This window comes from Campylobacter sp. P0103, from assembly GCF_002139545.1.
GTDB classification, from domain to species: domain Bacteria; phylum Campylobacterota; class Campylobacteria; order Campylobacterales; family Campylobacteraceae; genus Campylobacter; species Campylobacter devanensis.
The window spans coordinates 51,941-73,687 of the sequence record NZ_MJKG01000003.1; the positions used below are offsets into that span (position 1 = coordinate 51,941).

Consider the following 21,747-nt stretch of genomic DNA (forward strand, 5'->3'; position numbering starts at 1 on the left):
TTATGGATTTTAAAGCTCTTTTTCAACAAATTAGTCAAGTCGTTCAAAATCTAACCAAAAAGCAAAAAATTGTAGTTATTAGCTCTGTTGTTTTGGTTATTGGATTTTTGGTGTTTTTGACTCTATTTAGCAGTAGTAATAAAAACCCAGAAGCTGAATATGAAGGCTATAGCGTATTATTTCGCAATGTTGATCCTGCTATATCTTCTCAAATTATCAATGAATTAGAGGCTCAAGGCGTAAAATATAAACTAGCTGATGAAGGTACGATTTTAGTTCCTACAAGTGATGTTTATCGCCAAAGAATAGCCGTAGCTAGCCTTGGCATAATGGGTGATAATAAAAAGGGTTTTGAAATTTACGATACACAAGATTTTGGAGCAACCGAAAACGAACAAAGAGTTAAATTCCAACGTGCGATTCAAGGCGAGCTATCTAAAACCATCGAAAGTCTAGAGCCAATTGATAAGGCTAGTGTGTATATAGCTTTTCCTAAAGATAGCGTATTTACCGAGCGTCAAGTCCCACCAACAGCTTCAGTTGTAGTAAAAATTAAAGATGGCGCTAAGTTAAATCGTAGACAGATTGATGGAATTAAAAGAATCGTAGCTGGTTCAGTTCCAAATTTAAAACTAGAAGATGTAAAAATAGTAACACAAGATGGCGTAGCACTTGGCGATGATGAGATTGCATTAGAGAATGAATTAGTAGCTGCACAAATTAAATATAGAAGCCAATTTGAAGATTCATATGAGAGAAAAATCATTGATATGATTGGCAAATTTATTGGCGGAAAAGATAAAGTAACAGCTAAAGTTAGCATTGAATTTGATTTTTCAACCAAAGATAGCATAAATGAGATTTATGATCCAAATTCAGTTATTAGAAGTGAGCAAAATATAGAAGAAAAAAGGGAAGGAAAAGAGCCAAAAGATGTAGGCGGTGTGCCGGGTGCAGTTAGTAATATCGGCCCAGTTCAAGGCCTAGAAGATAATAAACCAACCGAGCTATACTCCAAAAATGTCGCCAATACCAACTATGAAATTTCAAAACAAACAATAAAAGTAAAAGATCAATACGCCACGATAAAAAGAGTAACCGCAGCCGTAGTCGTAGATGGAAAGTATGAATTCCAAACCCTTGAAGATGGCTCACAAGCTCAGACTCCAACCTATATTCCATTAAATCAAGATGAATTAAACTCAATAAAAAGTCTAGTCCAGCAAGCAATCGGATATAATGCTGATAGGGGCGATGAAGTTACAGTAAGTAATTTTGAATTTAGACAAACTGGTAAAATTGCACAGGTAACAGGCTTCCAAAAAGTTGTAGATACATATTTTAAACCAATTGTACCGGTATTAAAATATCTAATAGTTTTAATAATTTTATATGTATTTTATAAACAAGTTATTACTCCATTTCTTAATAAAATGCTTGAAGAGTCTAAAGACGAAGGTCTTGAGCCGCTCTCACATGAATCTACTATCCAAGAAGAAGCCGAGGATACATTGGAGAAATTCAAAGCTGCTAGAAAACGGGTTGAAGATGAACTTGGAATTGGTGAGAATTTTGATGAAAATGAGCTTAAATACGAAGTTATGCTAGAAAAACTCAAACTCATTGCCACTGAAAGAAGCGATGAGATCGCTACATTGTTGCAAAATATGCTTAAAAATGATACTGGATTCAACTCCAATAAGGAATTCTAATGAAGCTAAACGAAGAACAAAAGGCAGTATATGAAGATTTGAGCATGGCTGAAAAAATAGCCATCTTGCTCATTCAGCTAGGTGAAGATGTTACTACGATGCTTTTTGCGCATATGGATATAGATATTATCACTGAAATCTCAAAATATATTGCCACTGCCAAAACTATCGATAAATCAATAGCAGCTGCAGTGCTAGAAGAATTTTATGTAGTTAGTCAGTCTAACCAATATTTACAAAGTGGCGGTATCGAATATGCTAAAGAGATTTTATTTAGAACATTTGGTCCAGAAATCGCTCAAAAAATTATGGATAAACTCCAAAAATCACTCGAAACCACCAAATCTTTTGGCTATCTTGGCCAGGTGCGACCTCAGCAGTTAGCTGACTTTATCGTCAAAGAACACCCACAAACCATCGCTCTAATCGTAGCCCATATGGATTCATCAAGTGCTGCTGAAACCCTAGTTTATCTACCAGATGATATTAGAAGCGAAGTTGTAATGCGTATGGCAAACCTAGGCGATATTAGCCCATCTGTTGTCAAACGTGTTTCAACCGTACTTGAATCCAAGCTTGATAGCCTTACAAGCTATAAAGTTGAAGTTGGTGGACCAAGAGCTGTTGCAGAAGTTCTTAACCGTCTTGGTCAAAAAGCAAGCAAATCTACAATCGAAATTATTGAGAAAAATGATCCGGCTCTTGCTACGATCATTAAAGATCTTATGTTTACATTTGATGATATTAGCTCTCTTGATAACAATGCTATTAGAGAAATTCTCAAAGTTGTGGATAAAAAGGTACTTATGGTTGGTTTAAAAGGCAGCGGCGAAGAGTTAAAACGCAAATTCCTAGCCAATATGAGTCAAAGGGCAAGCGAAGCATTTATCGAAGAGATGCAATTTATTGGTGCTGTACGTGTAAAAGAGGTTGAAGAGGCACAAAGAAAAGTTGTAGAACTAGTTCAAAAACTAGCTGAAGATGGAGTATTCCAAGTCGGCGTAAGCGAAGAGATGATAGAATGATAGCAAGTAGTGTAATACATAAAAACAACGAAGAGCATATAGTCGAGCCATATAGATTTAAGGTTTTAGCGCTCCAATCAAATGAATCACCAAAAGAACAACCAGTCAAGGAGCCAATCCAAGATACAAATAGCGATGCAAGAGATGATTTTGAGTCAAATACACAAAATGCTGAATCAAGCTCAACTCCAGCTCAAGAGTCGTCAAATTTAATAGAATCAACATTTATTGAAGAGCTTTTAAAGCGAACTGATGATCTAAGCGGTAATATCGTTAAGCTTCAAATGCAGATTGAACATCAAGAGAATGAATTTAAAATTCGCCTAGAAAATGAGACTCAAAGAGCCAAAGAAGAAGGGTTAAGAGAAGGACACGAACAGGCTAAAGCTGAGTATGATGCAGCTTTAAATGAAACTAGCAAAAAGTATTCAAGTTCCATTGATAAGCTCGATGAGCAAACTGCTAAACTTGAAACTTTACTAGCAACTAGTCAAAGTGAAATCGCAGCAACTGCTATTGAGATTGCTAAAGAAGTAGTCTTAAAAGAGATAAAAGACAGCTCAGCTCAGATTGCCTTAAATATCGCTAAGAGCTTAATTGATGAACTAAACCAAGCTACAACAATTGAGATAAAAGCCAATCCAAAAGATTATGAGTTTATAAAATCAAATTTAGCTCTAAAATCTAATATAAAACTTAGCAGTGATGAGGCTGTATCAGCTGGTGGTGTAATCATTCTAAGCGATATAGGCAATATCGATGGCAGCATAATGGCTAGATTTGAGAAAATTAAAAAAATATTAAGCGAATAAAATGAATATAAAATCTCTAAAGCTAGGCGAACTAGAATCTCTAGCCTGTGATATCAGGGAACGAATTTTAAGTGTAGTTAGCACCAATGGCGGACATTTAAGCTCAAATTTAGGAGTTGTAGAGCTTAGCATTGCGATGCACTATGTATTTAATCCCCCAAATGATCCATTTATATTTGATGTTAGCCACCAAAGCTACACTCATAAGCTCTTAAGCGGGCGTTGGAATGAGTTTGATAGTTTGCGTAAATTTGGTGGAATTAGTGGATATACTAAACCTAGCGAGAGTGAATATGATTATTTTATAGCTGGACATAGTTCAACTTCTATTAGCCTTGCTGTTGGCGCTGCTAAGGCTATAAGACTTAAAAACGAAGATAGATTACCCGTAGCTCTAATCGGCGATGGGGCATTAAGTGCTGGTATGGCGTATGAGGCTTTAAATGAGCTAGGCGATCTTAAATATCCATGCGTTATTATTTTAAATGACAATGAGATGAGTATCTCAAAACCGATTGGCGCTATGAGCAAATACCTATCACAGATGATGGCTGGGCCATTTTATCAAAAATTTAAAAGCAAAATTAATCAACTTTTAGAGCTTATGCCAGACTCAGCAGCTTATATGGCTAAAAGATTAGAAGAAGGCATTAGACTCATTACTCCTGGAATGTTTTTTGAAGAGCTTGGATTAGAATATATAGGCCCAGTAGATGGGCATAATATCAAGGATTTAATCTCAGCTTTTAGCGTAGCAAAAAATATGAAAAAACCAGTTATAGTCCATGCTCAAACTATAAAAGGCAAAGGTTATGAAATTGCCGAAGGCCCAAAAGAGAAGTGGCATGGCGTTAGTCCATTTAATCCGCAAAATGGTATAGCGCTACAAAAATCTAGTCAAAAAAATGCTACTGAAATTTTTAGCAGTTTACTTTTAGAACTTGCTAGTAAATATGATAATATAGTAGGCGTAACAGCTGCTATGCCTAGTGGTACTGGAATTGGGGCTTTGATTGAGAAATTTCCAGATAGATTTTGGGATACTGCAATTGCAGAACAGCATGCAGTTACATCTATGGCAGCAATGGCAAAAGAAGGCTTTAAACCCTATATTGCAATATATTCAACATTTATGCAAAGAGCCTATGATCAAGTCATTCATGATTGTGCTATTTTAAATTTACCTGTAGTCTTGTGCATGGATAGAGCTGGCATAGTAGGAGAAGATGGTGAGACGCATCAAGGAGCTTTTGATATTAGCTTTTTAAACGCTATACCAAATTTTACTCTTGCAGCACCTAGAGATGAATTAATGTTTAAAGAGATTATGGAATTTTCTTATAGTTTTAATTCGCCACTTGCTATTAGATATCCTAGGGGAAATTTTGGGCTTAGTGATGAGTTTAAACCAGTTAAAGTAGAGCTTGGAAAATCCCAAATTTTATCGCAAAATAATGAAAATGTCGCATTTATTGGATACGGTAATGCGGTAGCTAAAGCATACAAGGTAGCTAAATTTTTAGATATTAATCCTACAATTATAGATCTTATCTTTATAAAACCACTTGATAAAGAGCTGCTTTTAAACCTTGCTAAAGAGCATAAAAAATGGTATATTTTTAGCGATAGTGCTAAGCGTGGTGGGGTTGGCGAGATTTTATCTGGATTTTTACAAGAGAATAATATTAAAGATGTAAATATTATAAGCTTTGAGTATGAAGATAAGTTTATAACGCATGGATCTATAAATTTAGTAGAAAATAGCTTAAACATCAGTATTGAAGAGATTGCTAAAAAAATCATACTTTAAACAAGATAGGCTAATAGATAAAAAATATTAATTAATAAAGTTGAATTTAAATATTTTTTGGATAAAATACGCCCATTTAATTAAGAGGAAAAAAGTATGGATTACATGGAGCTTTTAAAACAAGCCAAACTTAAAGCCACTCCACAAAGACTGTGTGTGTTAAAAATACTGAGCAATCACACGCATCCAACTATAGATGAGCTTTATGAACAAATTAAAAGCGAATACCCATCTATATCACTTGCAACAGTATATAAAAATCTAAGCACCCTTATAAATGAAAATTTAGTAATTGAGGTTAATAGCCCAAACCAAAAAGCAAAATATGATATTTACGAGCAACCACACATTCATTTAGTATGTAGCAATTGTGGCAACATTACAGATATTAGCGCCAACGATGCGCAGATGATCTCATATCAAACCCATCTAGAACAAAAGATAGGTAACTTAATAAATAGATTAAATATCGTTGCAAATGTCTCAAATTGTTCAAAGTGTTGCTAAATTTAAAGCCCTAAATACGGGGTTTTAAAGCTATATTTTAGTAGTTTTAGTGTAAAATTCTTCACTTTTATTCAAGGAAAAATTTTGCAAAATATCAACTATTTAGAAATCACATCCAAACTCCCAAAAATAGGCAACAAAATGCTATATTTTGGTATCGATATTAGTGCTTATGATGGGGTTAGATTGCTAATTTTGCAAAAGCTCTTTTTAATTGATGGGCTTAGAAAACTCTACCAAAAAGATAAAAATAGTGCGATTTTAGCTATAATTGGAAAGCATTTAATAGAAATAAACTGCCTAATTAATAGCTTTGATTTTATATTTGATAAACTTGTTGTTGTTAAATTTAGCAAACTTCTAGATCAAGTTTTACCGCTATTTGAGCATTTAGGCCAAATTTTAAAAGGACAAAATGATTCTGAATTAAAAGATATTTTAGCTCAAATTCAGATATATTTTGAGAATGGGTTTCAATCATTATGCTTTGAATTGGAGATTTTTTTATATGATACACACTCATTTTACTGCATTAAAGAGTGGAAAATTTCTTCATCATCAGCATATGCAATCCGCAAAAGTATAGTAAATTTACGCCAAGAAATTAAAGCCAAAACCGCCTTAAATTCAAACACTCTAAGCGAACTTTTTGTGCTTGTTAATGCATTTTATCAGATTTTTGGATTAACTAAATTTGAGCAAAAACTCTCAAAAATCACAAATTTAGTCTATAAATTCAAAAAATCTAACCAAAAAGATAGCAAATCAATAAATAAAGAATTAAATAAAAAGCTAAAAAAATTCGATAAAAAGCTAGCTAAAATCTCAAAAAAACTAAAACCATACTATCAAAAGGAAATCTAGTGCAAAACCAAGAAAAAATCATAGATATGTTTAATGAAATTGCGCCCACTTATGATAAAGCTAATAAAATATTAAGCTTTGGAATCGACGCTTCTTGGAGAAGCTCAGCCTGTGATCAAGTTTTAAAAAATTTTAACTCCTCACTAAATATTGCAGATGTCGCTTGCGGCACTGGAGATATGATTCAAGCATGGATTAATAGCGCCAAAAAAGCAAATTTAAAAATTGAAAAAATTACCGGAATTGACCCAAGTAAGCAGATGTTAAAAGTAGCCAAAGAAAAGCTCCCAAATTGTGAATTTAAAGAGGCAAAAGCTGATAATACAGGATTAAGCCCAAATACCCAAGATATAGTTAGTATAAGTTATGGTATTAGAAATGTCGTAGCTAGAACTCAGGCTTTACATGAGTTTAATAGGGTTTTAAAAATTGGCGGATATTTAGTTGTTTTAGAATTTACTAAAAGAGATAAAAGTGGCCCAATAGCAAAGATTAGGGATTTTTATCTACACAATATTTTGCCTGCAATCGGTGGATTTATAAGCAAAAATAAAGAGGCTTATGAGTATCTACCTAGAAGCATTGAAGGTTTTTTAGACTCAAATGAGTTTTGTCGTGAACTTGAAGGAAGTGGTTTTGAGATGGTGATAGTTAAAGGGTTTAGTATGAATATTAGCACTATGTTTATTGCTAAAAAGGTTAAAAATATATGACAGTAAGCGATCTAAATGAGTCGGCTAAGGCGTTATTAGAGTCGCACTTTAGCGTAGTTGAAGTTGAAGGTGAGATAAGTCGCTTAACAAAACATAGTAGTGGTCACTGGTACTTTACGCTCAAAGATGAGAAATCTGCCATCAGCGTCGCTATGTATAAATTTGCTAATCAAAATATAAAATTTGAAATAAAAGATGGAATGAAAGTTACGCTAATTGGTAAGCTTTCAATCTATAGCCCAAATGGTAGCTATCAGTTTATCGCTAGTCGCATAATGCCTATTGGCGTAGGAGAATTAGAGCTTGCTTTTAACCAACTTAAAGAGCGTTTAGCAGCTGCTGGGTTATTTGATAAAGAGCATAAAAAGCCACTACCAAAATATCCAAGCAAAGTAGGAATCATTACAAGTGCTAGTTCTGCAGCATTTGCTGATATGTGTAAGGTTATTAGTGATAGGTATGTTTTGCCTAAGTTTTATCTATTTAATTCCTTAGTTCAAGGAAATAGCGCTCCAGCAAATTTAATTAAGATGTTAAAGCTTGCTGATTCTATGGAGTTAGATGTAATTGTCATTGCTAGAGGCGGCGGGTCTAAAGAGGATTTGTGGTGTTTTAATGATGAAGGCTTGGCTTATGCAATTTATGAAGCAAAGACGCCTATTATCTCAGCTATAGGGCATGAGATTGATTATAGTATTAGTGATTTTGTAGCTGATCACAGATCGCTTACACCCACTGCTGCGATGGTTGATCTCTTGCCTGATAGTAATGAACTTCATCAAAAACTTGATATTTTTCAAAATACTCTTGAAGCGATTATATCATCTAAATTCAACAAATGTGAAAGCTATTTAAATTTAGCCAAAGCACAGATAAAATCTAAAGCAATAGAACAAAAAATCAACTTAGCTACTCTTACTTTAGATAGTTTTAAGTCAAATTTAGATAACTTTTTACATAAAAAATTTAATTTAGCTCAATCAAAAATTGATAAATTTGAGTTAGTTTTTAAAAGACAAGAGTATTTTTACAAGGTAACAAAAAATATGGCACATATTATAAAAGATTCGCAAATCATCTCATTATCTGAGCTAAAAAGCGGCGATGAGATTACTATTAGTTCACAAAATTTATGCAAACAAGCAATAATAAAATAAGGGGATAAAATGAGTAGAGTTTTAAATTTTAGTGCTGGTCCAAGTGCGATTCCATTAGCAGTTTTAGAGCGTGCACAGGCTGAATTTACTAATTATCACGGTCTTGGCTTTAGTATTATGGAGGTTAGCCATCGTGGTAAGGTATTTGAAGAGTTACACAATAACGCCATTGCTAAACTAAAAAGTTTTTATAATATCGGCGATGATTATGCGGTGCTATTTTTACAAGGTGGTGCGACTTTGCAATTTGCTCAAATTCCGATGAATATTTACACTGGTGGCGTGGCTGAATATGTAAATACCGGCGTTTGGACACAAAAAGCAATCAAAGAAGCCAAAATCCAAAATATCAATTACAAGGTAATAGCAAGTAGCGAAGATACTAAATTTGATCACATTCCAAATTTTAATTTTAGTGATGATGCTGATTATGGTTATATCTGCTCAAATAACACGATTTACGGCACACAATACGCCACACTTCCAAGCCCAAAATGCCCACTAGTAGTAGATAGCAGTTCTGATCTTTTAAGCCGTGAAATTGATTTTAAAGCACACAATATCGGATTATTCTATGGTGGAGCACAAAAAAATGCTGGCCCAGCTGGTATAACTATTGTTATAGTTAAAAAAGATTTAGCCGCAAGAGTTAAAGATAGCGTTCCTACTCCGCTTCGTTATATAACGCAAATAGAGGCTAATTCACTAGCTAATACACCACCGACATTTGGAATTTATATGTTTGATTTGGTTCTTGATTGGATCAAAGATCAAGGTGGTTTAAATGCTATAAATGCTGTAAATGAGCAAAAAGCAGCTGCTTTATATGAACTTATAGATAATTCAGATTTTTACAAAGCATTTGCAAAACCAGGTTCGAGAAGTTTAATGAATGTTAGTTTTGCCACTCCAAGTGCTGAACTTGATGGAGCTTTTGTTAAATTAGCTGAACAAAATGGAATGATAGGATTAAAAGGTCATAGAATCTTAGGTGGTTTAAGAGCTTCTATATATAATGCTGTAACACAACAAAGCGTACAAACTCTATGTGAATTTATGAAGGAATTCCAAAGAACACATGGATAATTTTTAAGCCTTTTAGGTAGTTAAACTCTATTTAAAGGGCTTTTAAATTTTATATTAAATACAAAATATCCGATTGTAAAAATTAGACATAAAAAAAGGCTACGACTCTTGCGAGTCGCAGCCAAATTAATTAAAAGGTAGAATTATAGTTTGTCGCCATCAGTTGATAGGTAGCTTGCTACACCTTCAGTTGTAGGTTTCATACCTTTATCACCTTTGTTCCAGCCAGCTGGACAAACTTCACCATGCTCATTTGTAAATAGCATTGTATCAACCATTCTTACCATTTCATCGATATTTCTGCCAAGTGGTAAATCATTTATTACTGCGTGGCGAACTGTACCATCTTTATCTAGTAGGAAGCTACCTCTTAGAGCTACTGCTTCATCAAATAGTACATCAAATCCTCTTGCCCACTCTTTTTTAAGGTCAGCTACTAGAGGGAATTGTACTCTACCGATACCGCCTTGTTTAATATCTGTTTCTCTCCATGCAAAGTGGCAGTATTCATTATCTGTGCTAACGCCGATAACTTCAATACCTCTATCTTTAAATTCTTTATATCTTTTGTCAAAAGCGATGATTTCGCTTGGGCAAACAAATGTAAAATCTTTTGGATAGAAAAATACTACTGCACCTTTTGGTCCAATGTTTTTATATAGATCAAAATTTTCTTCAATTTGACCATTGCCTAGAACTGCTACGCCACTTAGTTGTGGTGCTTTATTAGTAACTATCATACTAAATCTCCTTAATAATTTTTATGAATTGCGAAATTGTATCTGTATAAATTTAACTATAATTAAACGCAGATAAAACAATCTATAAAATCAATTTAAAAGTAATAAAAATATGAATTTAAAGAAAAATTTGCTATAATCGCCCAATTTTTTATTAAAGGAAAAAAATGCTAGGTGATTTTTTTTCAAAAATACGCAAAAAACAATCTCACCCAAGTGAAGCTCCAAGTCACTGGGTAAAATGCAGCAGTTGTAGCTCTTTAATGTATTTTAAAGAAGTTGAAGCATGCTATAATGTTTGTCCAAAATGTGGATATCATATGAGACTTAGCGCTCAAAAAAGAATAGAATTAATTAGCGATGTTGGAAGTTTTGTTGAATTTGATGCAAATTTAAGACCAATAGATCCATTAAATTTCGTAGATAAAAAATCATATAAAAAGAGAATTGAAGAAGGTCAAAGTAAAAATGGCAAAACAAGCTCAGTAATCTCAGGAGAAGCTACAATTGATGGCCAACCAGTTCAGCTTGTGGTTTTTGATTTTAGCTTTATGGGTGGTAGCCTAAGCTCAGTTGAAGGTGAAAAAATCACTCGTGCAGTTCGCAGAGCGATAGAAAAAAGAAATCCACTTATTATAGTAAGTGCAAGCGGTGGCGCAAGAATGCAAGAGAGTACATTTAGTCTTATGCAAATGAGCAAAACTAGTGCTGCACTCAAACTTTTAAGCGATAATAGATTGCCATATATCTCAGTTCTTACTGACCCTACTATGGGTGGAGTTTCAGCTTCATTTGCTTGGCTAGGTGATTTAATCATTGCTGAGCCAAAAGCTTTAATAGGTTTTGCAGGCCAAAGAGTTATTGAACAAACTATTAAAGCAAGCCTACCTGAAGGTTTTCAAAGAGCTGAGTTCTTACTAGAGCATGGATTAATAGATGCTATAGTCCCAAGAGATGAGCATAAAAAATATCTTAGTGATATGATAAGATTTTTTATGAAAAATGATAATTTTTATAGCCCAATTAATGAGGCTATTTAGTGCAAATTCTAGTCCATTGTCTTCAAAAGCTTGATGATGATAAAGATATAAAAGATTATATCAAGATGAGTAGCAAATGGGCTAATATTAAAGAGATTAATAAATTTAGCCCACAAATTGCTAAAGCTCAAATTCAAGGCCAAGCCGCATCGCATAGAGCATATGAAGAAGCATATAAGCCTTGTTTAAATGGTTTTTGCATCGGACTTGATGAGCGTGGTGAAATGCTTGATAGCTTTGAGTTTGCAAAGCTTCTTAAAGATAGAAATCAAATTTCATTTTTTATTGGCGGGGCTTATGGTTTAGGTGATAATTTACGGGGAGAGATGCATAAGTTAGTGAGTTTATCACGGCTAACATTTGCGCATAAAATAGCTAAACTCGTACTATATGAGCAGATTTTTCGCGCTCTTTGCATTAATGCAAACCACCCCTATCATAAATAAAAAGGAGTTATATGACAACAAGCCAACTAGAGTATTTTAAAGAGTTGCTTTTAGAGAGAAAAGAGCAAATTCAAAGAAATATCAATGATGCAGCTAGCGAGATTGATGGACTTAGACAAAGTGGTGCTACTGATGAGCTTGACTTTGCTAGTATTAGTGCTGATGAAGAACTAGAACACTCAATCTCAGCTAAACAACAACAAGAGTTACATGAAATTGATCAATCATTAAAAAAAATTGAATCTGGAATTTATGGTATTTGCGATATGTGCGAAGATGATATTGATATAGAACGCCTAAAAGTAAAACCACACGCACGCTACTGCATTACATGTCGTGAAATTGCTGAAAAAACAATAATAAAATAAGGGTAAAAGATGAAAACTAGACGATTTTTCTTATATTCTGTTATCTATATTGGGCTTGTTTGGCTGGTCACTTTTTCGTTTGCTGACCAAAATTATGCTATAAATATTCTTAGCTATACACTTGAATTACCAGTAGCTACATGGCTTGTGGTGCCACTTTGTATCTTTGCGATTTTAGCACTTTTGCATATGAGCTACTATGGGTTTAAAATCTACCTAGAAGGTAGAGCAATGAAAAGCGATGCTCAAATTTATAATGTTTTAGCTAAGGAAATTTACCTTGGACTAGAGTCAAATAAAGATTTTAAAACCGATCTTTTTGCGGCTTCAAGTGAGGTTACAAAATCTCTTTCTCCATGGCTAAATTTAGGCAAACCAGTTCTTCATAACGATGATTTAAGAGCCGCCTATGAGCTTTACAATGATGTAAAAACTGGAAAAGTATGTGAGTTAAAAAGATTTAAGCTTTTAAAAACTAATCCACTCTATATCCAAAATGAAAAAAACAAAATTCAAGCTGACTATAAATACGCTATTACCATCTTATCTAGCAATGATGCAAACGAAGAATTAAGAGCTTTTGCTTCAAATGCACTCGTAGAAAATGGTTCGTTTTTAGAACTATCTAAATTCAATCCAATCTACACAAATAACGATGTATTAACACTGGTAAATAGATACTCTAAAGACAAATTTGAAATTAGTACAAATGATATGTTTGGAATTATTAATAAAGTTAAATTTACCTCAGATGAATATATTAAAATTGCTAAAATTCTTAAAACAAAAGTTGATCCAGATCTGCTTATATCTATGTTTGAGCATCTTAGAAATGATGAAGGGGCTGCATTTGAAGCATATTTATATCTACTTTATGACTTCCAAATGATAGAAAAGCTTAGAGAAGCGATAATGAGCGGTAATGCTAAATTTGAGCGTATTGAGACCTTACTCTTTTTAAGAGATCATGGTAAAATCGCTAGAGCGGATCTATTTTATTAATGATTGATTTTAGCTCAAAACCGTTATTTTTAGCCCCTTTAGCGGGCTTTTCTGATCTACCACTTCGCAGCCTAGCTAAGCGTTTTGGCTGCGATTGTACAGTTAGTGAAATGATTAGCTCAAATGCTCTTGTATATGAACATGATAAGACCTTAGCAATGCTAGAAAAATCTCCACTAGAAACGCCATATATAGTTCAGCTAGCAGGTAGCGACACAGACGTAATCGCTAGAGCAGTAGAGATTTTAAATGAATTTGATGGGATTGATGGGATTGATTTAAACTGTGGTTGTCCAGTGCCAAAAGTAATAAAACAAAATGCCGGTTCAGCCTTATTAAATGAACCAAAATTGCTATGTAATATCATTGAAACGATTAAAACTAAATCAAATAAACGCTATACTTCGGTTAAAATTCGTCTAGGATTTAACACCAAAATGGCACACCTAATAGCTCAAGATTTAGCTAACGCTGGGGCTGATTTTATCTGTGTGCATGGACGAACTAGAGCTGGTGGATATAGCGCACCAGTTGATTATGAAGCCATCGCTAAAATAAAATCAAATACAACAATTCCAGTTATTGCCAATGGCGACATTAATCTAGATAACTATCAAAATGTATTAAAAACTACTGGTTGTGATGGACTGATGATTGGCAGAGCTAGTATTGGTTCTCCATGGATATTTAAAGAGATTAAAGAAAATCAAAGTATAAATCCAGATGAAAAAAGACAAGTAATTAAAGAACATTTTGAACTAATGCTTAATACTTATGGTAATCATGCTATAGGGATTTTTCGCAAACATTTACACGAATACTCCAAAGGTCTTAATGGGGCTAGCGAATTTAGATCTAGCGTTAATAAAATGCACTCTCCAGAGCAGATGAGAGAACAGATTGAACAATTTTTTGACCCATGCAGGGCTATATCTTAAAGGTTCAAAAAGTAAGAGATGAAGACTGTATTGTCACAATTCTCTCACCGCACAAACAGATCAAATGTTATAGGTTTTATGGCGCTCGTCACCCTATTATCACTCAAGGATTTAAACTTGATTTTGAATTAGTTGAAAGTAAAAGCTTTTTGCCGCATCTTCGCTCGACTATGCATCTAGGATTTAGCTGGTTAATCGAGCGTGAACGACTTTTAGTTTGGCAAAATTTTATGCGGCTAATGGCTGATCATTTACGTGATGTACAAGAGAGTGATGAGTTTTATTTTGAAATACTTGAAATGTGTGCTAAGAAATTTCACCGCCAAAACCCTATTAGAGTCGTACTTGAATCCTATGCAATGATTTTAAAATTTGAGGGGCGATTGCATATTGATACTAGTTGTTTTATCTGCGATGGCAAGCTTAATGAACAAGTCGGACTTGGTAGAGCATTTTTACTTGCCCATCCTGAATGTATAGGCAAAAATCCATTAAACTATGATAGCGTGATTAAATTTCTTTCTACTGCTTCAACTGCTCACTTAAACGATACGCAAATCAAAGAGTTATATTTTATCCTTTTAGAGGGGTTTTAATTTTTTGTTTATATGGATTGCTTTATCTTCTAAAACATATCAAGAAAATAATAATAAAATAAATCAAAAGTATTAAAGTAAATATTTTAATAAGTATTTATTTTGCAAGTTATTATTACGGCAATATGATATAATCTAAAACTAAAAAGCACTATTTTACACTAAATATATTAGAATTTAATATATTTTTTTATAAAATTTGTAGTTTAGAAAATTGCGGGAGAGCAAAATGAGTACTAATCTACTAAATAATCAGCAAAAAGAGATTGGCGATGAAGCTTTCATTACTACAAAGACAGATTTAAAAGGCTACATTACTTATGCTAATAGCTATTTTTTAAATATCGTAAATGCCAAAAATTCAGATCTCATAGGCAAAAATCACAATATAGTTCGCCATCCCGATATGCCAAAGTATGTATTTAAGCTACTTTGGGATAGGATAAAAAATAAACAAGAGATATTTGCTTTTGTTAAAAATATAACCTTTGATGGTGGATATTACTGGGTATTTGCCAATGTTACAAGCTCTCTTGATGAAAGTGGCAATATCATAGGCTACTACTCAGTGCGACGCAAAGCCAATCCACAAGCCGTGGAGAAAATCATCCCAATATACCAAAAAATGTTAGAATTAGAAAAATTCAGCGGAATCGAAGCTAGCCAAAAATATATAGCCGATTTATTAGCTACGCACAACACTACATACGACCGCTTTGTCAATGAACTACAAAGAGTAAAAGGATAGTAAATGGGTATATTTAGCAAAAAAAGTAAATTTGATGATATTGTTTATAATGAGATAGTAGCAGTAGTATGTGGCGCATCAAAAGGCAAATTAGAAGCTAGGATTACAAATATTGATAATGATTCTAGATTAGTAACGATAGCTAAGTATATCAATGACCTTTTAGATCAAGTAGAAGCCCTACAAAGAGAGACTCAAAGTAGCATTTTAGCAGCCAGAAGTGGCAAAGAGTATCGAAATATCTATGTTGAGGGATTTAAAGGGATTTTTAGAAATAACGCAGAATCTCTAAGCGAAGGCGTAACCGGTGTTTTAGAGGGGCAAAAAGGAAAAATCAGAGGAATTTTAAGCCAAAAATTTACCGAACTTGGCAATGGTACAAATGGAATGGATAGCGTTCAAAGAGATCTAATCGCAAGTGTAAGTGATTTAGCTAAGGTAGTAAATTCTAGTCAGCAAACTGCCGCTATTGCCGCCCAGAGCATAAGCAAAGTCGAAGAGCTAAGTTCAAATTTTCATATAATAACATCAAATACTAACCAAACTACTCAAAGTATATATCAAAGAGCAACCGATATTAGTAATGTAGTAAATTTAATTAAAGATATAGCTGACCAAACTAATCTTCTTGCTCTAAATGCCGCCATTGAAGCTGCTCGTGCAGGTGAGCATGGTAGAGGATTTGCAGTTGTTGCTGATGAAGTTAGAAAATTAGCAGAAAATACAACTAGGGCTACTGCTGATATTGAAAGTACCGTAACAATGCTAAGTCAAGACGCCGATGAATTAAACCGCTCAACTGATATGATAAATCAAGTGGCCCAAACAGCTTTAGATAACACAGATAAATTAAAAGAGGCTCTAGAAAATTTTAGTACTGACGCAGCTACTACAGCTAAAGTCTCAGAATTAACGCAAAATAAAACTATTGGAATTTTAACCAAAATTGATCTTATTTTAGCCAAAACCACAGCTTATAATAACGCATTAAATGAGCTAAAATTTACTCCAGAGCAAAAAGCGCATATAGATGAGTTATTGCATGATTGTGAGAGTAATTTTGCTAAATTCAGCCCAGAACAAACTGCTAAAATCAAAGAGGCTTTAGAGTTGATAATTAAAGTTTTAAGAGATGAAAATAGACAAGATATAGATAAACTTGTTGATAAATTTAATACCATAGAACAAAATAGTAGTTTTATCTTTAAAAGCATAGATAGCGTAGTATTAAATAAAAATTAATTTAGGATTTATATATGAGTTTGGATTTTACCCATCTGCATTTACATACTGAGTATTCGCTTTTAGATGGAGCTAATAAGATTAAAACTTTAGCTAAAAGACTAAAAGAGATGAATATAAAATCTTGTGCTATTACTGATCATGGAAATATGTTTGGAGCAATTGAGTTTTATAAAGGGATGAGGGCTGAGGGGATAAAGCCAATTATTGGTCTTGAAGCCTATATCCATAATAACGATGATATAAGCTCTAAAGAGAGTAGATATAGATTTCATCTATGCTTATTTGCCAAAAATGAGATAGGATATCAAAATTTAATGTATCTTAGCTCAATGAGCTATATCAAGGGATATTACTACTATCCAAGAATCAATAAAAAGCTATTAAGAGAGCATAGCGAGGGGCTAGTTTGTAGCTCGGCTTGTTTGGCTGGAGAGGTGAATTTTCATCTAAATTTAAGTGAGAGAAACATCAAAAGGGGTGCAGGCGGATATGAAGCGGCTAAGGCTGCAGCACTAGAGTATAAAGATATATTTGGCGATGATTTTTATCTTGAGATTATGCGTCATGGGATATTTGATCAGCAGCGAATTGATAGTGATATTATCAGATTATCTAAAGAGACTGGTATTAAATTAATCGCCACAAACGACGCTCACTACACCACCAAAGATAGTGCCATAGCACAAAAAATCTTTGTCTATATCTCAGCCAATAAAAATTTCGATGAGAGTGTCAAAGAGCAGGTTTTAAGCGAATTTTATGCTAAATCCCCAGAGCAGATGAGCGAGATTTTCGCTGATATCCCAGAAGTGGTATCTAATACCCAAGAGATAGTAAATAAGTGTAATTTAGAGATTAAATTAGGCAACGCCACTCCGCCAAATTTCAAATTCACCCAAGAATATGCCAAAGCAAGGGATCTAGCCTTGCCAAACCCAGATTTAGAGTATGATTTGGATAATGATAGCCTTTTGTTTGAATATGAGTGTAAAGAGGGGCTTAAAAAGCGTTTAGAGTTTATCGATCCTAGCAAACATCAAATTTACAAAGATAGGCTAGACTTAGAGATAAACACCATTAAAAATATGAAATTCCCAGGCTACATGCTTATCGTGGCTGATTTTATAAACGAAGCCAAAAAGCGTGGTATCCCAGTAGGCCCTGGGCGTGGCTCGGCCGCTGGAAGCTTGGTAGCTTACGCCCTTCGTATAACTGACCTTGATCCGATCCCATATAACTTGCTATTTGAGAGGTTTTTAAATCCTGAGCGTATAAGTATGCCTGATATTGATGTGGATTTTTGTCAAAATCGCAGAGGCGAAGTTATTGATTATGTGATTGAAAAGTATGGCCAGTATAATGTCGCTCAAGTAGCTACATTTAGTAAGCTCTTAGCCAAAGGCGTTATAAGAGATGTCGCTAGGGTTATGGGTATGCCATACGCTGATGCTGATGCGATGGCAAAGCTAATTCCTGATGAGCATAGCTTAAAAGGCTACACAAATAAAAATGGTGAATTTGAGCCTGGAGCCTTTGAAAAAGAGCCAAAAATCGCTGAATTGATAGAGAGTAATGAGCTAGCTAGAAGCGTGTGGCAATATGCTTGCGAGCTTGAAGGCTTAAATAGAAATCCCGGTATGCACGCTGCTGGTATAGTAATCAGCAATGAAGAACTATGGAAAAAGGCACCACTATGGCGACAAAGCAACGCCGAAGATGGCCACTATGTCACGCAATATACTAAGGATTATCTTGAAGATGTAGATCTTATTAAATTTGACTTTTTAGGGCTTAAAACGCTAACTGTGATTGATGATGCTATTAAGCTTATTAAAGCTAGATTTAATCAAGATATTTTATGGGAAAAGATCGATTTTAACGACCCTAAAACCTACCAAACTATACAAAGTGGCAACACTCTTGGAATTTTTCAGATAGAATCTAGCGGAATGCAAAAATTGGCCGCCAAATTAAAGCCCGATTGCTTCGAAGATATAATCGCTATGATCGCACTATATCGCCCAGGGCCGCTAAATTCAGGTATGGTGGATGATTTTATAGATATTAAACATGGCAAAAAGAGCGTAGAATACGCTTTTGATGCCTTGCGACCGATATTGGAGCCAACTTATGGGGTTATAGTCTATCAAGAACAAGTCATGCAAGTAGTTCAAACTGTGGGTGGATTTAGCCTTGGTGGAGCGGATTTAGTCCGTAGAGCAATGAGTAAGAAAAAAGAAGATGAGATGCTAAGGCTCAAAACCCAGTATCTAGATGGCGCTTCTCAAAATGGCTTTGATAGAGATAAGGCTGATGCTCTCTTTGAGCTGATTATGAAATTTGCCGAATATGGATTTAACAAATCCCACTCCGCAGCTTATGCTCTTATCACCTTTCAAACAGCATATTTAAAGACATATTATCCGGCTGAATTTATGGCTGCTCTTTTAAGTAGTGAAGAGAATAACGCCGATAAAATCACCAAATATATAGAAGAGATCCGCCGTTTAGATATAGAGCTACTCCCGCCTAGCGTTAGTAAAAGTAGTAGTGAATTTAGCGTTATTAGCAAGGATGGTAAGGATGCTATCATCTATGGACTGGGCGCTATTAAAGGCGTTGGTGGATCTGCGATTGAAGATATCACAAATATCAGAAAAGATGGCTTAAATAGTTTAGAAGATCTAGTATCTAAGAGCGATTGTACCGCAGTAAATAAGCGAGTTTATGAATCGCTTATTAAATCAGGTGCTTTGGATGAATTTGGCTACACTAGAAAAACTTTGATGCAAAATATTGAGTATCTCACAGACCAATCCAAAAAGAGCTCCGATATCAAAAGAGAGGCGCAATTCTCTCTATTTGGCGATGATGAGAGTATGAGTAAAATGGTGCTTAATCTAAGCTTAGCACCAGATGAATTCACCCAAAGAGAGCTTTTAAGCTTCGAACAAGAGTATCTAGGTGTATATATCAGCGGACATCCATTAGATGAGTTTAAAAGTAGCATTGAAGCCATTTCGCATACGAATTCAACGCAGTTTGACACTATCGAAGATGGCAATGAGATTATCGTAATAGGCAAGATAGAAGATATTTCAATCAAGCTGACAAAATCTGGCAATAAAATGGGTATCATAACCATCCTTGATATGTATGGAAGTATGGAAGCTACGGTATTTTCTCACATACAAAAGATAGAATCAATGCCAAAAGATGAGCTAAATAAACCACTTGTATTTAAGATGCTTTTTAATAGAGACGACCAACAAGTCAAGCTAAAAGTAAATGAAATTTACACTCTTGAAGAGGCCGGAAATACCAAAATCACACTAAAATCCAACAAAATCACCGCCGAAGAGATAGAAGAGAATAAAGAGTATTTCGACGCCATCAAGCACTCTACAATCCTAGATATCTTAAAAAGTGCTAAAAACGGCGAACATCTCATCATTGCTAAACTAAATGATATCAGCATCAAAGATACAAAATCAGGCAATAAAATGGCGGTATTAAGCGTAACTGACAAAAGCTCAAATGCTGATATGTTTGCCTTTGATGTGGCTTGTACTCAAGCTAGCGAGATAATCAACACAGATAGATTATACGCACTCAAAGTCACACCACCAAGGGATACAAACTCAAAAATGATAGTCAATCAAATCATCGATATAGACGAGGCAAAAAATGGCGATATAACCCTTAGAAACGCACCTAAAAAAAAGGTCATAAATACAGAAACCACTATCGAACAACCTAGCTCAAATATCGTTGGAAAATTAGAAATTGAGCTAAAATTAAGCGCTTTAAACAAAAATAAAATCAATCAAATTTACCAACTAGCACACAGACACAACGCTATAATCGGAGCCAAAAAGAGCTTGATTTTAAGAGTTTTAGATGAGAATAAAACGCAAATTATGCAGTTTGTAACTGAATTTAGCGTAACTGATGATTTCGAAAGTGAGTTAAATACGCTTTTAGCTGGATAAATATATTAAATTACTAAGTTATAATTTTGAAAGAATATTGAAATGGACAAAAAATTATCTAAACCATTTTTAAAATGGGCTGGTGGAAAAGGGCAGCTTTTAAATAAATTTAAAGAGCTATATCCACAAGAATTAATAAATGGAGAAGTTAAAATATATATTGAGCCATTTGTCGGTGGTGGTGCTGTTCTTTTTGATATTTTACAAAACTATCAAATTAAGAAAGCATATATAAATGATATTAACAAAGAGCTTATTAACTGCTATCGTTGTATTAAGGCAAATGTTGAAGAAGTAATAAAACAATTAGATATATTAGAAAAAGAATATTTGACAAGCGAAGATAGAACTAGTTATTTTTATAAAGTTAGAGATAGATACAATGAAATTCATTTAAACAAACACTATGATTTTGAAAAATGTGCTGATTTTATATTTTTAAACAAAACTTGTTTTAATGGACTTTATAGGGTTAATAAAGATGGAAAATTCAATGTACCACACGGCAAATATAAAAATCCACTAATTTGCGATAAAGAAAATTTAAGGTTGTGTTCTAATCTATTACAAAAAGTTGAAATAAGTTTTGGTAGTTATGAACAAGTCTTAGAAAAAGCAGATAATAACACATTTGTATATTTTGACCCACCATATAGACCACTTATGGAAAAGAATTCATTTGTGAGTTATGATAAATCTGGATTTGATGATAATGATCAAATAAAACTTACAGAGAATTATAAATTTTTAGATAATAAAAAATCTCTGTTAATGCTTTCAAATTCTGACCCTAAAAATACAAACGAAGAAGACAATTTCTTTGATGATATATATAAAGGTTTTGAAATTGAGAGGGTTTTTGCAAAAAGAATGATAAACTCTTCAGCAAGTAAGCGTGGCGATATAACTGAAATTGTTATAATGAACTACAAAAGGAGAAGATAGA

General features: G+C 34.0%; 19 protein-coding genes and 1 pseudogene. 19 read left to right on the plus strand and 1 reads right to left on the minus strand.

What is annotated here, in order from left to right; all coding sequences use genetic code 11:
* Positions 1 to 2: 2 nt before the first annotated feature.
* The 9 genes from fliF to serC all read left to right on the plus strand — a co-directional run bounded on the left by fliF (position 3) and on the right by serC (position 9,686).
* Entirely contained in the window at positions 3 to 1,712 is a 1,710-nt protein-coding gene (gene fliF / locus CIGNP103_RS04490; RefSeq protein ID WP_086225144.1) for a flagellar basal-body MS-ring/collar protein FliF, read from the plus strand.
* Positions 1,712 to 2,737: a flagellar motor switch protein FliG gene (fliG, locus tag CIGNP103_RS04495; protein ID WP_086225143.1), complete on the plus strand. Its 1,026-nt coding sequence runs from the start codon at positions 1,712 to 1,714 to the stop codon at positions 2,735 to 2,737. The genes fliF and fliG overlap by 1 nt, the downstream gene beginning before the upstream one ends.
* Positions 2,734 to 3,549 carry a flagellar assembly protein FliH gene (gene fliH, locus CIGNP103_RS04500; RefSeq protein WP_086268660.1) on the plus strand — a complete coding sequence of 272 codons (816 nt, stop codon included), beginning with the start codon at positions 2,734 to 2,736 and terminating at the stop codon, positions 3,547 to 3,549. The genes fliG and fliH overlap by 4 nt, the downstream gene beginning before the upstream one ends.
* Position 3,550: 1 nt before the next feature.
* Entirely contained in the window at positions 3,551 to 5,359 is a 1,809-nt protein-coding gene (gene dxs, locus CIGNP103_RS04505; RefSeq protein ID WP_086268661.1) for a 1-deoxy-D-xylulose-5-phosphate synthase, read from the plus strand.
* Between the two features lie 96 nt (positions 5,360 to 5,455).
* A complete protein-coding gene (locus CIGNP103_RS04510; RefSeq protein WP_086226728.1) occupies positions 5,456 to 5,866 on the plus strand; it encodes a Fur family transcriptional regulator in 411 nt (136 codons plus the stop codon).
* Positions 5,867 to 5,950: 84 nt separating this feature from the next.
* Positions 5,951 to 6,730, plus strand: coding sequence for a hypothetical protein (locus tag CIGNP103_RS04515; protein WP_086268662.1), 780 nt, complete (start codon positions 5,951 to 5,953; stop codon positions 6,728 to 6,730).
* Positions 6,730 to 7,443 (plus strand): bifunctional demethylmenaquinone methyltransferase/2-methoxy-6-polyprenyl-1,4-benzoquinol methylase UbiE, encoded by a 714-nt coding sequence (gene ubiE / locus CIGNP103_RS04520; protein WP_086232503.1) that lies wholly within the window; start codon positions 6,730 to 6,732, stop codon positions 7,441 to 7,443. Before CIGNP103_RS04515 ends, ubiE begins: the two co-directional genes overlap by 1 nt.
* On the plus strand, positions 7,440 to 8,600 hold the full coding sequence (gene xseA / locus CIGNP103_RS04525; RefSeq protein WP_086268663.1) for an exodeoxyribonuclease VII large subunit: 1,161 nt from the start codon (positions 7,440 to 7,442) through the stop codon (positions 8,598 to 8,600). Before ubiE ends, xseA begins: the two co-directional genes overlap by 4 nt.
* A gap of 9 nt (positions 8,601 to 8,609) precedes the next feature.
* Positions 8,610 to 9,686: a 3-phosphoserine/phosphohydroxythreonine transaminase gene (gene serC / locus CIGNP103_RS04530; protein ID WP_086268664.1), complete on the plus strand. Its 1,077-nt coding sequence runs from the start codon at positions 8,610 to 8,612 to the stop codon at positions 9,684 to 9,686.
* A gap of 143 nt (positions 9,687 to 9,829) precedes the next feature.
* On the opposite strand, the gene CIGNP103_RS04535 is transcribed toward serC, so the two are convergent.
* Entirely contained in the window at positions 9,830 to 10,426 is a 597-nt protein-coding gene (locus CIGNP103_RS04535) for a peroxiredoxin (RefSeq protein ID WP_086225135.1), read from the minus strand.
* A gap of 167 nt (positions 10,427 to 10,593) precedes the next feature.
* Here CIGNP103_RS04535 and accD point away from each other — a divergent pair, with 167 nt between their 5' ends.
* The 10 genes and pseudogenes from accD (at position 10,594) to CIGNP103_RS04585 (ending at position 21,746) form a co-directional block, all read left to right on the plus strand.
* Positions 10,594 to 11,466, plus strand: a complete 873-nt coding sequence (accD, locus tag CIGNP103_RS04540; protein WP_086225134.1) for an acetyl-CoA carboxylase, carboxyltransferase subunit beta — start codon at positions 10,594 to 10,596, stop codon at positions 11,464 to 11,466.
* The gene (locus CIGNP103_RS04545) at positions 11,466 to 11,912 is read left to right on the plus strand and encodes a 23S rRNA (pseudouridine(1915)-N(3))-methyltransferase RlmH (RefSeq protein ID WP_086229759.1); all 447 of its coding nucleotides are present in this window, start codon (positions 11,466 to 11,468) and stop codon (positions 11,910 to 11,912) included. Before accD ends, CIGNP103_RS04545 begins: the two co-directional genes overlap by 1 nt.
* An 11-nt stretch (positions 11,913 to 11,923) precedes the next feature.
* Positions 11,924 to 12,280: an RNA polymerase-binding protein DksA gene (dksA, locus tag CIGNP103_RS04550; protein WP_086232507.1), complete on the plus strand. Its 357-nt coding sequence runs from the start codon at positions 11,924 to 11,926 to the stop codon at positions 12,278 to 12,280.
* A 9-nt stretch (positions 12,281 to 12,289) separates the two neighbouring features.
* Positions 12,290 to 13,282 (plus strand): hypothetical protein, encoded by a 993-nt coding sequence (locus CIGNP103_RS04555; protein ID WP_086252623.1) that lies wholly within the window; start codon positions 12,290 to 12,292, stop codon positions 13,280 to 13,282.
* Positions 13,282 to 14,220 (plus strand): tRNA dihydrouridine synthase, encoded by a 939-nt coding sequence (locus CIGNP103_RS04560; protein WP_086252624.1) that lies wholly within the window; start codon positions 13,282 to 13,284, stop codon positions 14,218 to 14,220. The genes CIGNP103_RS04555 and CIGNP103_RS04560 overlap by 1 nt, the downstream gene beginning before the upstream one ends.
* A complete protein-coding gene (recO, locus tag CIGNP103_RS04565; protein ID WP_086226737.1) occupies positions 14,202 to 14,816 on the plus strand; it encodes a recombination protein RecO in 615 nt (204 codons plus the stop codon). The genes CIGNP103_RS04560 and recO overlap by 19 nt, the downstream gene beginning before the upstream one ends.
* 229 nt (positions 14,817 to 15,045) lie before the next feature.
* Positions 15,046 to 15,564, plus strand: a complete 519-nt coding sequence (locus CIGNP103_RS04570) for a PAS domain-containing protein (protein ID WP_086233815.1) — start codon at positions 15,046 to 15,048, stop codon at positions 15,562 to 15,564.
* 576 nt (positions 15,565 to 16,140) lie between these two features.
* Positions 16,141 to 16,806: pseudogene (locus CIGNP103_RS08460) on the plus strand (methyl-accepting chemotaxis protein); the annotation flags it as partial.
* A gap of 14 nt (positions 16,807 to 16,820) precedes the next feature.
* Positions 16,821 to 20,801, plus strand: coding sequence for a DNA polymerase III subunit alpha (gene dnaE, locus CIGNP103_RS04580; RefSeq protein WP_086241654.1), 3,981 nt, complete (start codon positions 16,821 to 16,823; stop codon positions 20,799 to 20,801).
* A 42-nt stretch (positions 20,802 to 20,843) separates the two neighbouring features.
* A complete protein-coding gene (locus CIGNP103_RS04585; RefSeq protein WP_086241655.1) occupies positions 20,844 to 21,746 on the plus strand; it encodes a DNA adenine methylase in 903 nt (300 codons plus the stop codon).
* The last annotated feature ends 1 nt before the right edge of the window (position 21,747 follow it).

Excerpts from the sequence above, each read along its gene's own strand:
- fliF (WP_086225144.1), top strand. The coding sequence starts at position 3 with ATGGATTTTAAAGCTCTTTTTCAACAAATTAGTCAAGTCGTTCAAAAT.
- fliG (WP_086225143.1), top strand. The coding sequence starts at position 1,712 with ATGAAGCTAAACGAAGAACAAAAGGCAGTATATGAAGATTTGAGCATG.
- fliH (WP_086268660.1), top strand. The coding sequence starts at position 2,734 with ATGATAGCAAGTAGTGTAATACATAAAAACAACGAAGAGCATATAGTC.
- dxs (WP_086268661.1), top strand. The coding sequence starts at position 3,551 with ATGAATATAAAATCTCTAAAGCTAGGCGAACTAGAATCTCTAGCCTGT.
- CIGNP103_RS04510 (WP_086226728.1), top strand. The coding sequence starts at position 5,456 with ATGGATTACATGGAGCTTTTAAAACAAGCCAAACTTAAAGCCACTCCA.
- xseA (WP_086268663.1), top strand. The coding sequence starts at position 7,440 with ATGACAGTAAGCGATCTAAATGAGTCGGCTAAGGCGTTATTAGAGTCG.
- serC (WP_086268664.1), top strand. The coding sequence starts at position 8,610 with ATGAGTAGAGTTTTAAATTTTAGTGCTGGTCCAAGTGCGATTCCATTA.
- CIGNP103_RS04535 (WP_086225135.1), bottom strand. The coding sequence starts at position 10,426 with ATGATAGTTACTAATAAAGCACCACAACTAAGTGGCGTAGCAGTTCTA.
- accD (WP_086225134.1), top strand. The coding sequence starts at position 10,594 with ATGCTAGGTGATTTTTTTTCAAAAATACGCAAAAAACAATCTCACCCA.
- dksA (WP_086232507.1), top strand. The coding sequence starts at position 11,924 with ATGACAACAAGCCAACTAGAGTATTTTAAAGAGTTGCTTTTAGAGAGA.
- CIGNP103_RS04555 (WP_086252623.1), top strand. The coding sequence starts at position 12,290 with ATGAAAACTAGACGATTTTTCTTATATTCTGTTATCTATATTGGGCTT.
- CIGNP103_RS04560 (WP_086252624.1), top strand. The coding sequence starts at position 13,282 with ATGATTGATTTTAGCTCAAAACCGTTATTTTTAGCCCCTTTAGCGGGC.
- recO (WP_086226737.1), top strand. The coding sequence starts at position 14,202 with ATGCAGGGCTATATCTTAAAGGTTCAAAAAGTAAGAGATGAAGACTGT.
- CIGNP103_RS04570 (WP_086233815.1), top strand. The coding sequence starts at position 15,046 with ATGAGTACTAATCTACTAAATAATCAGCAAAAAGAGATTGGCGATGAA.
- dnaE (WP_086241654.1), top strand. The coding sequence starts at position 16,821 with ATGAGTTTGGATTTTACCCATCTGCATTTACATACTGAGTATTCGCTT.
- CIGNP103_RS04585 (WP_086241655.1), top strand. The coding sequence starts at position 20,844 with ATGGACAAAAAATTATCTAAACCATTTTTAAAATGGGCTGGTGGAAAA.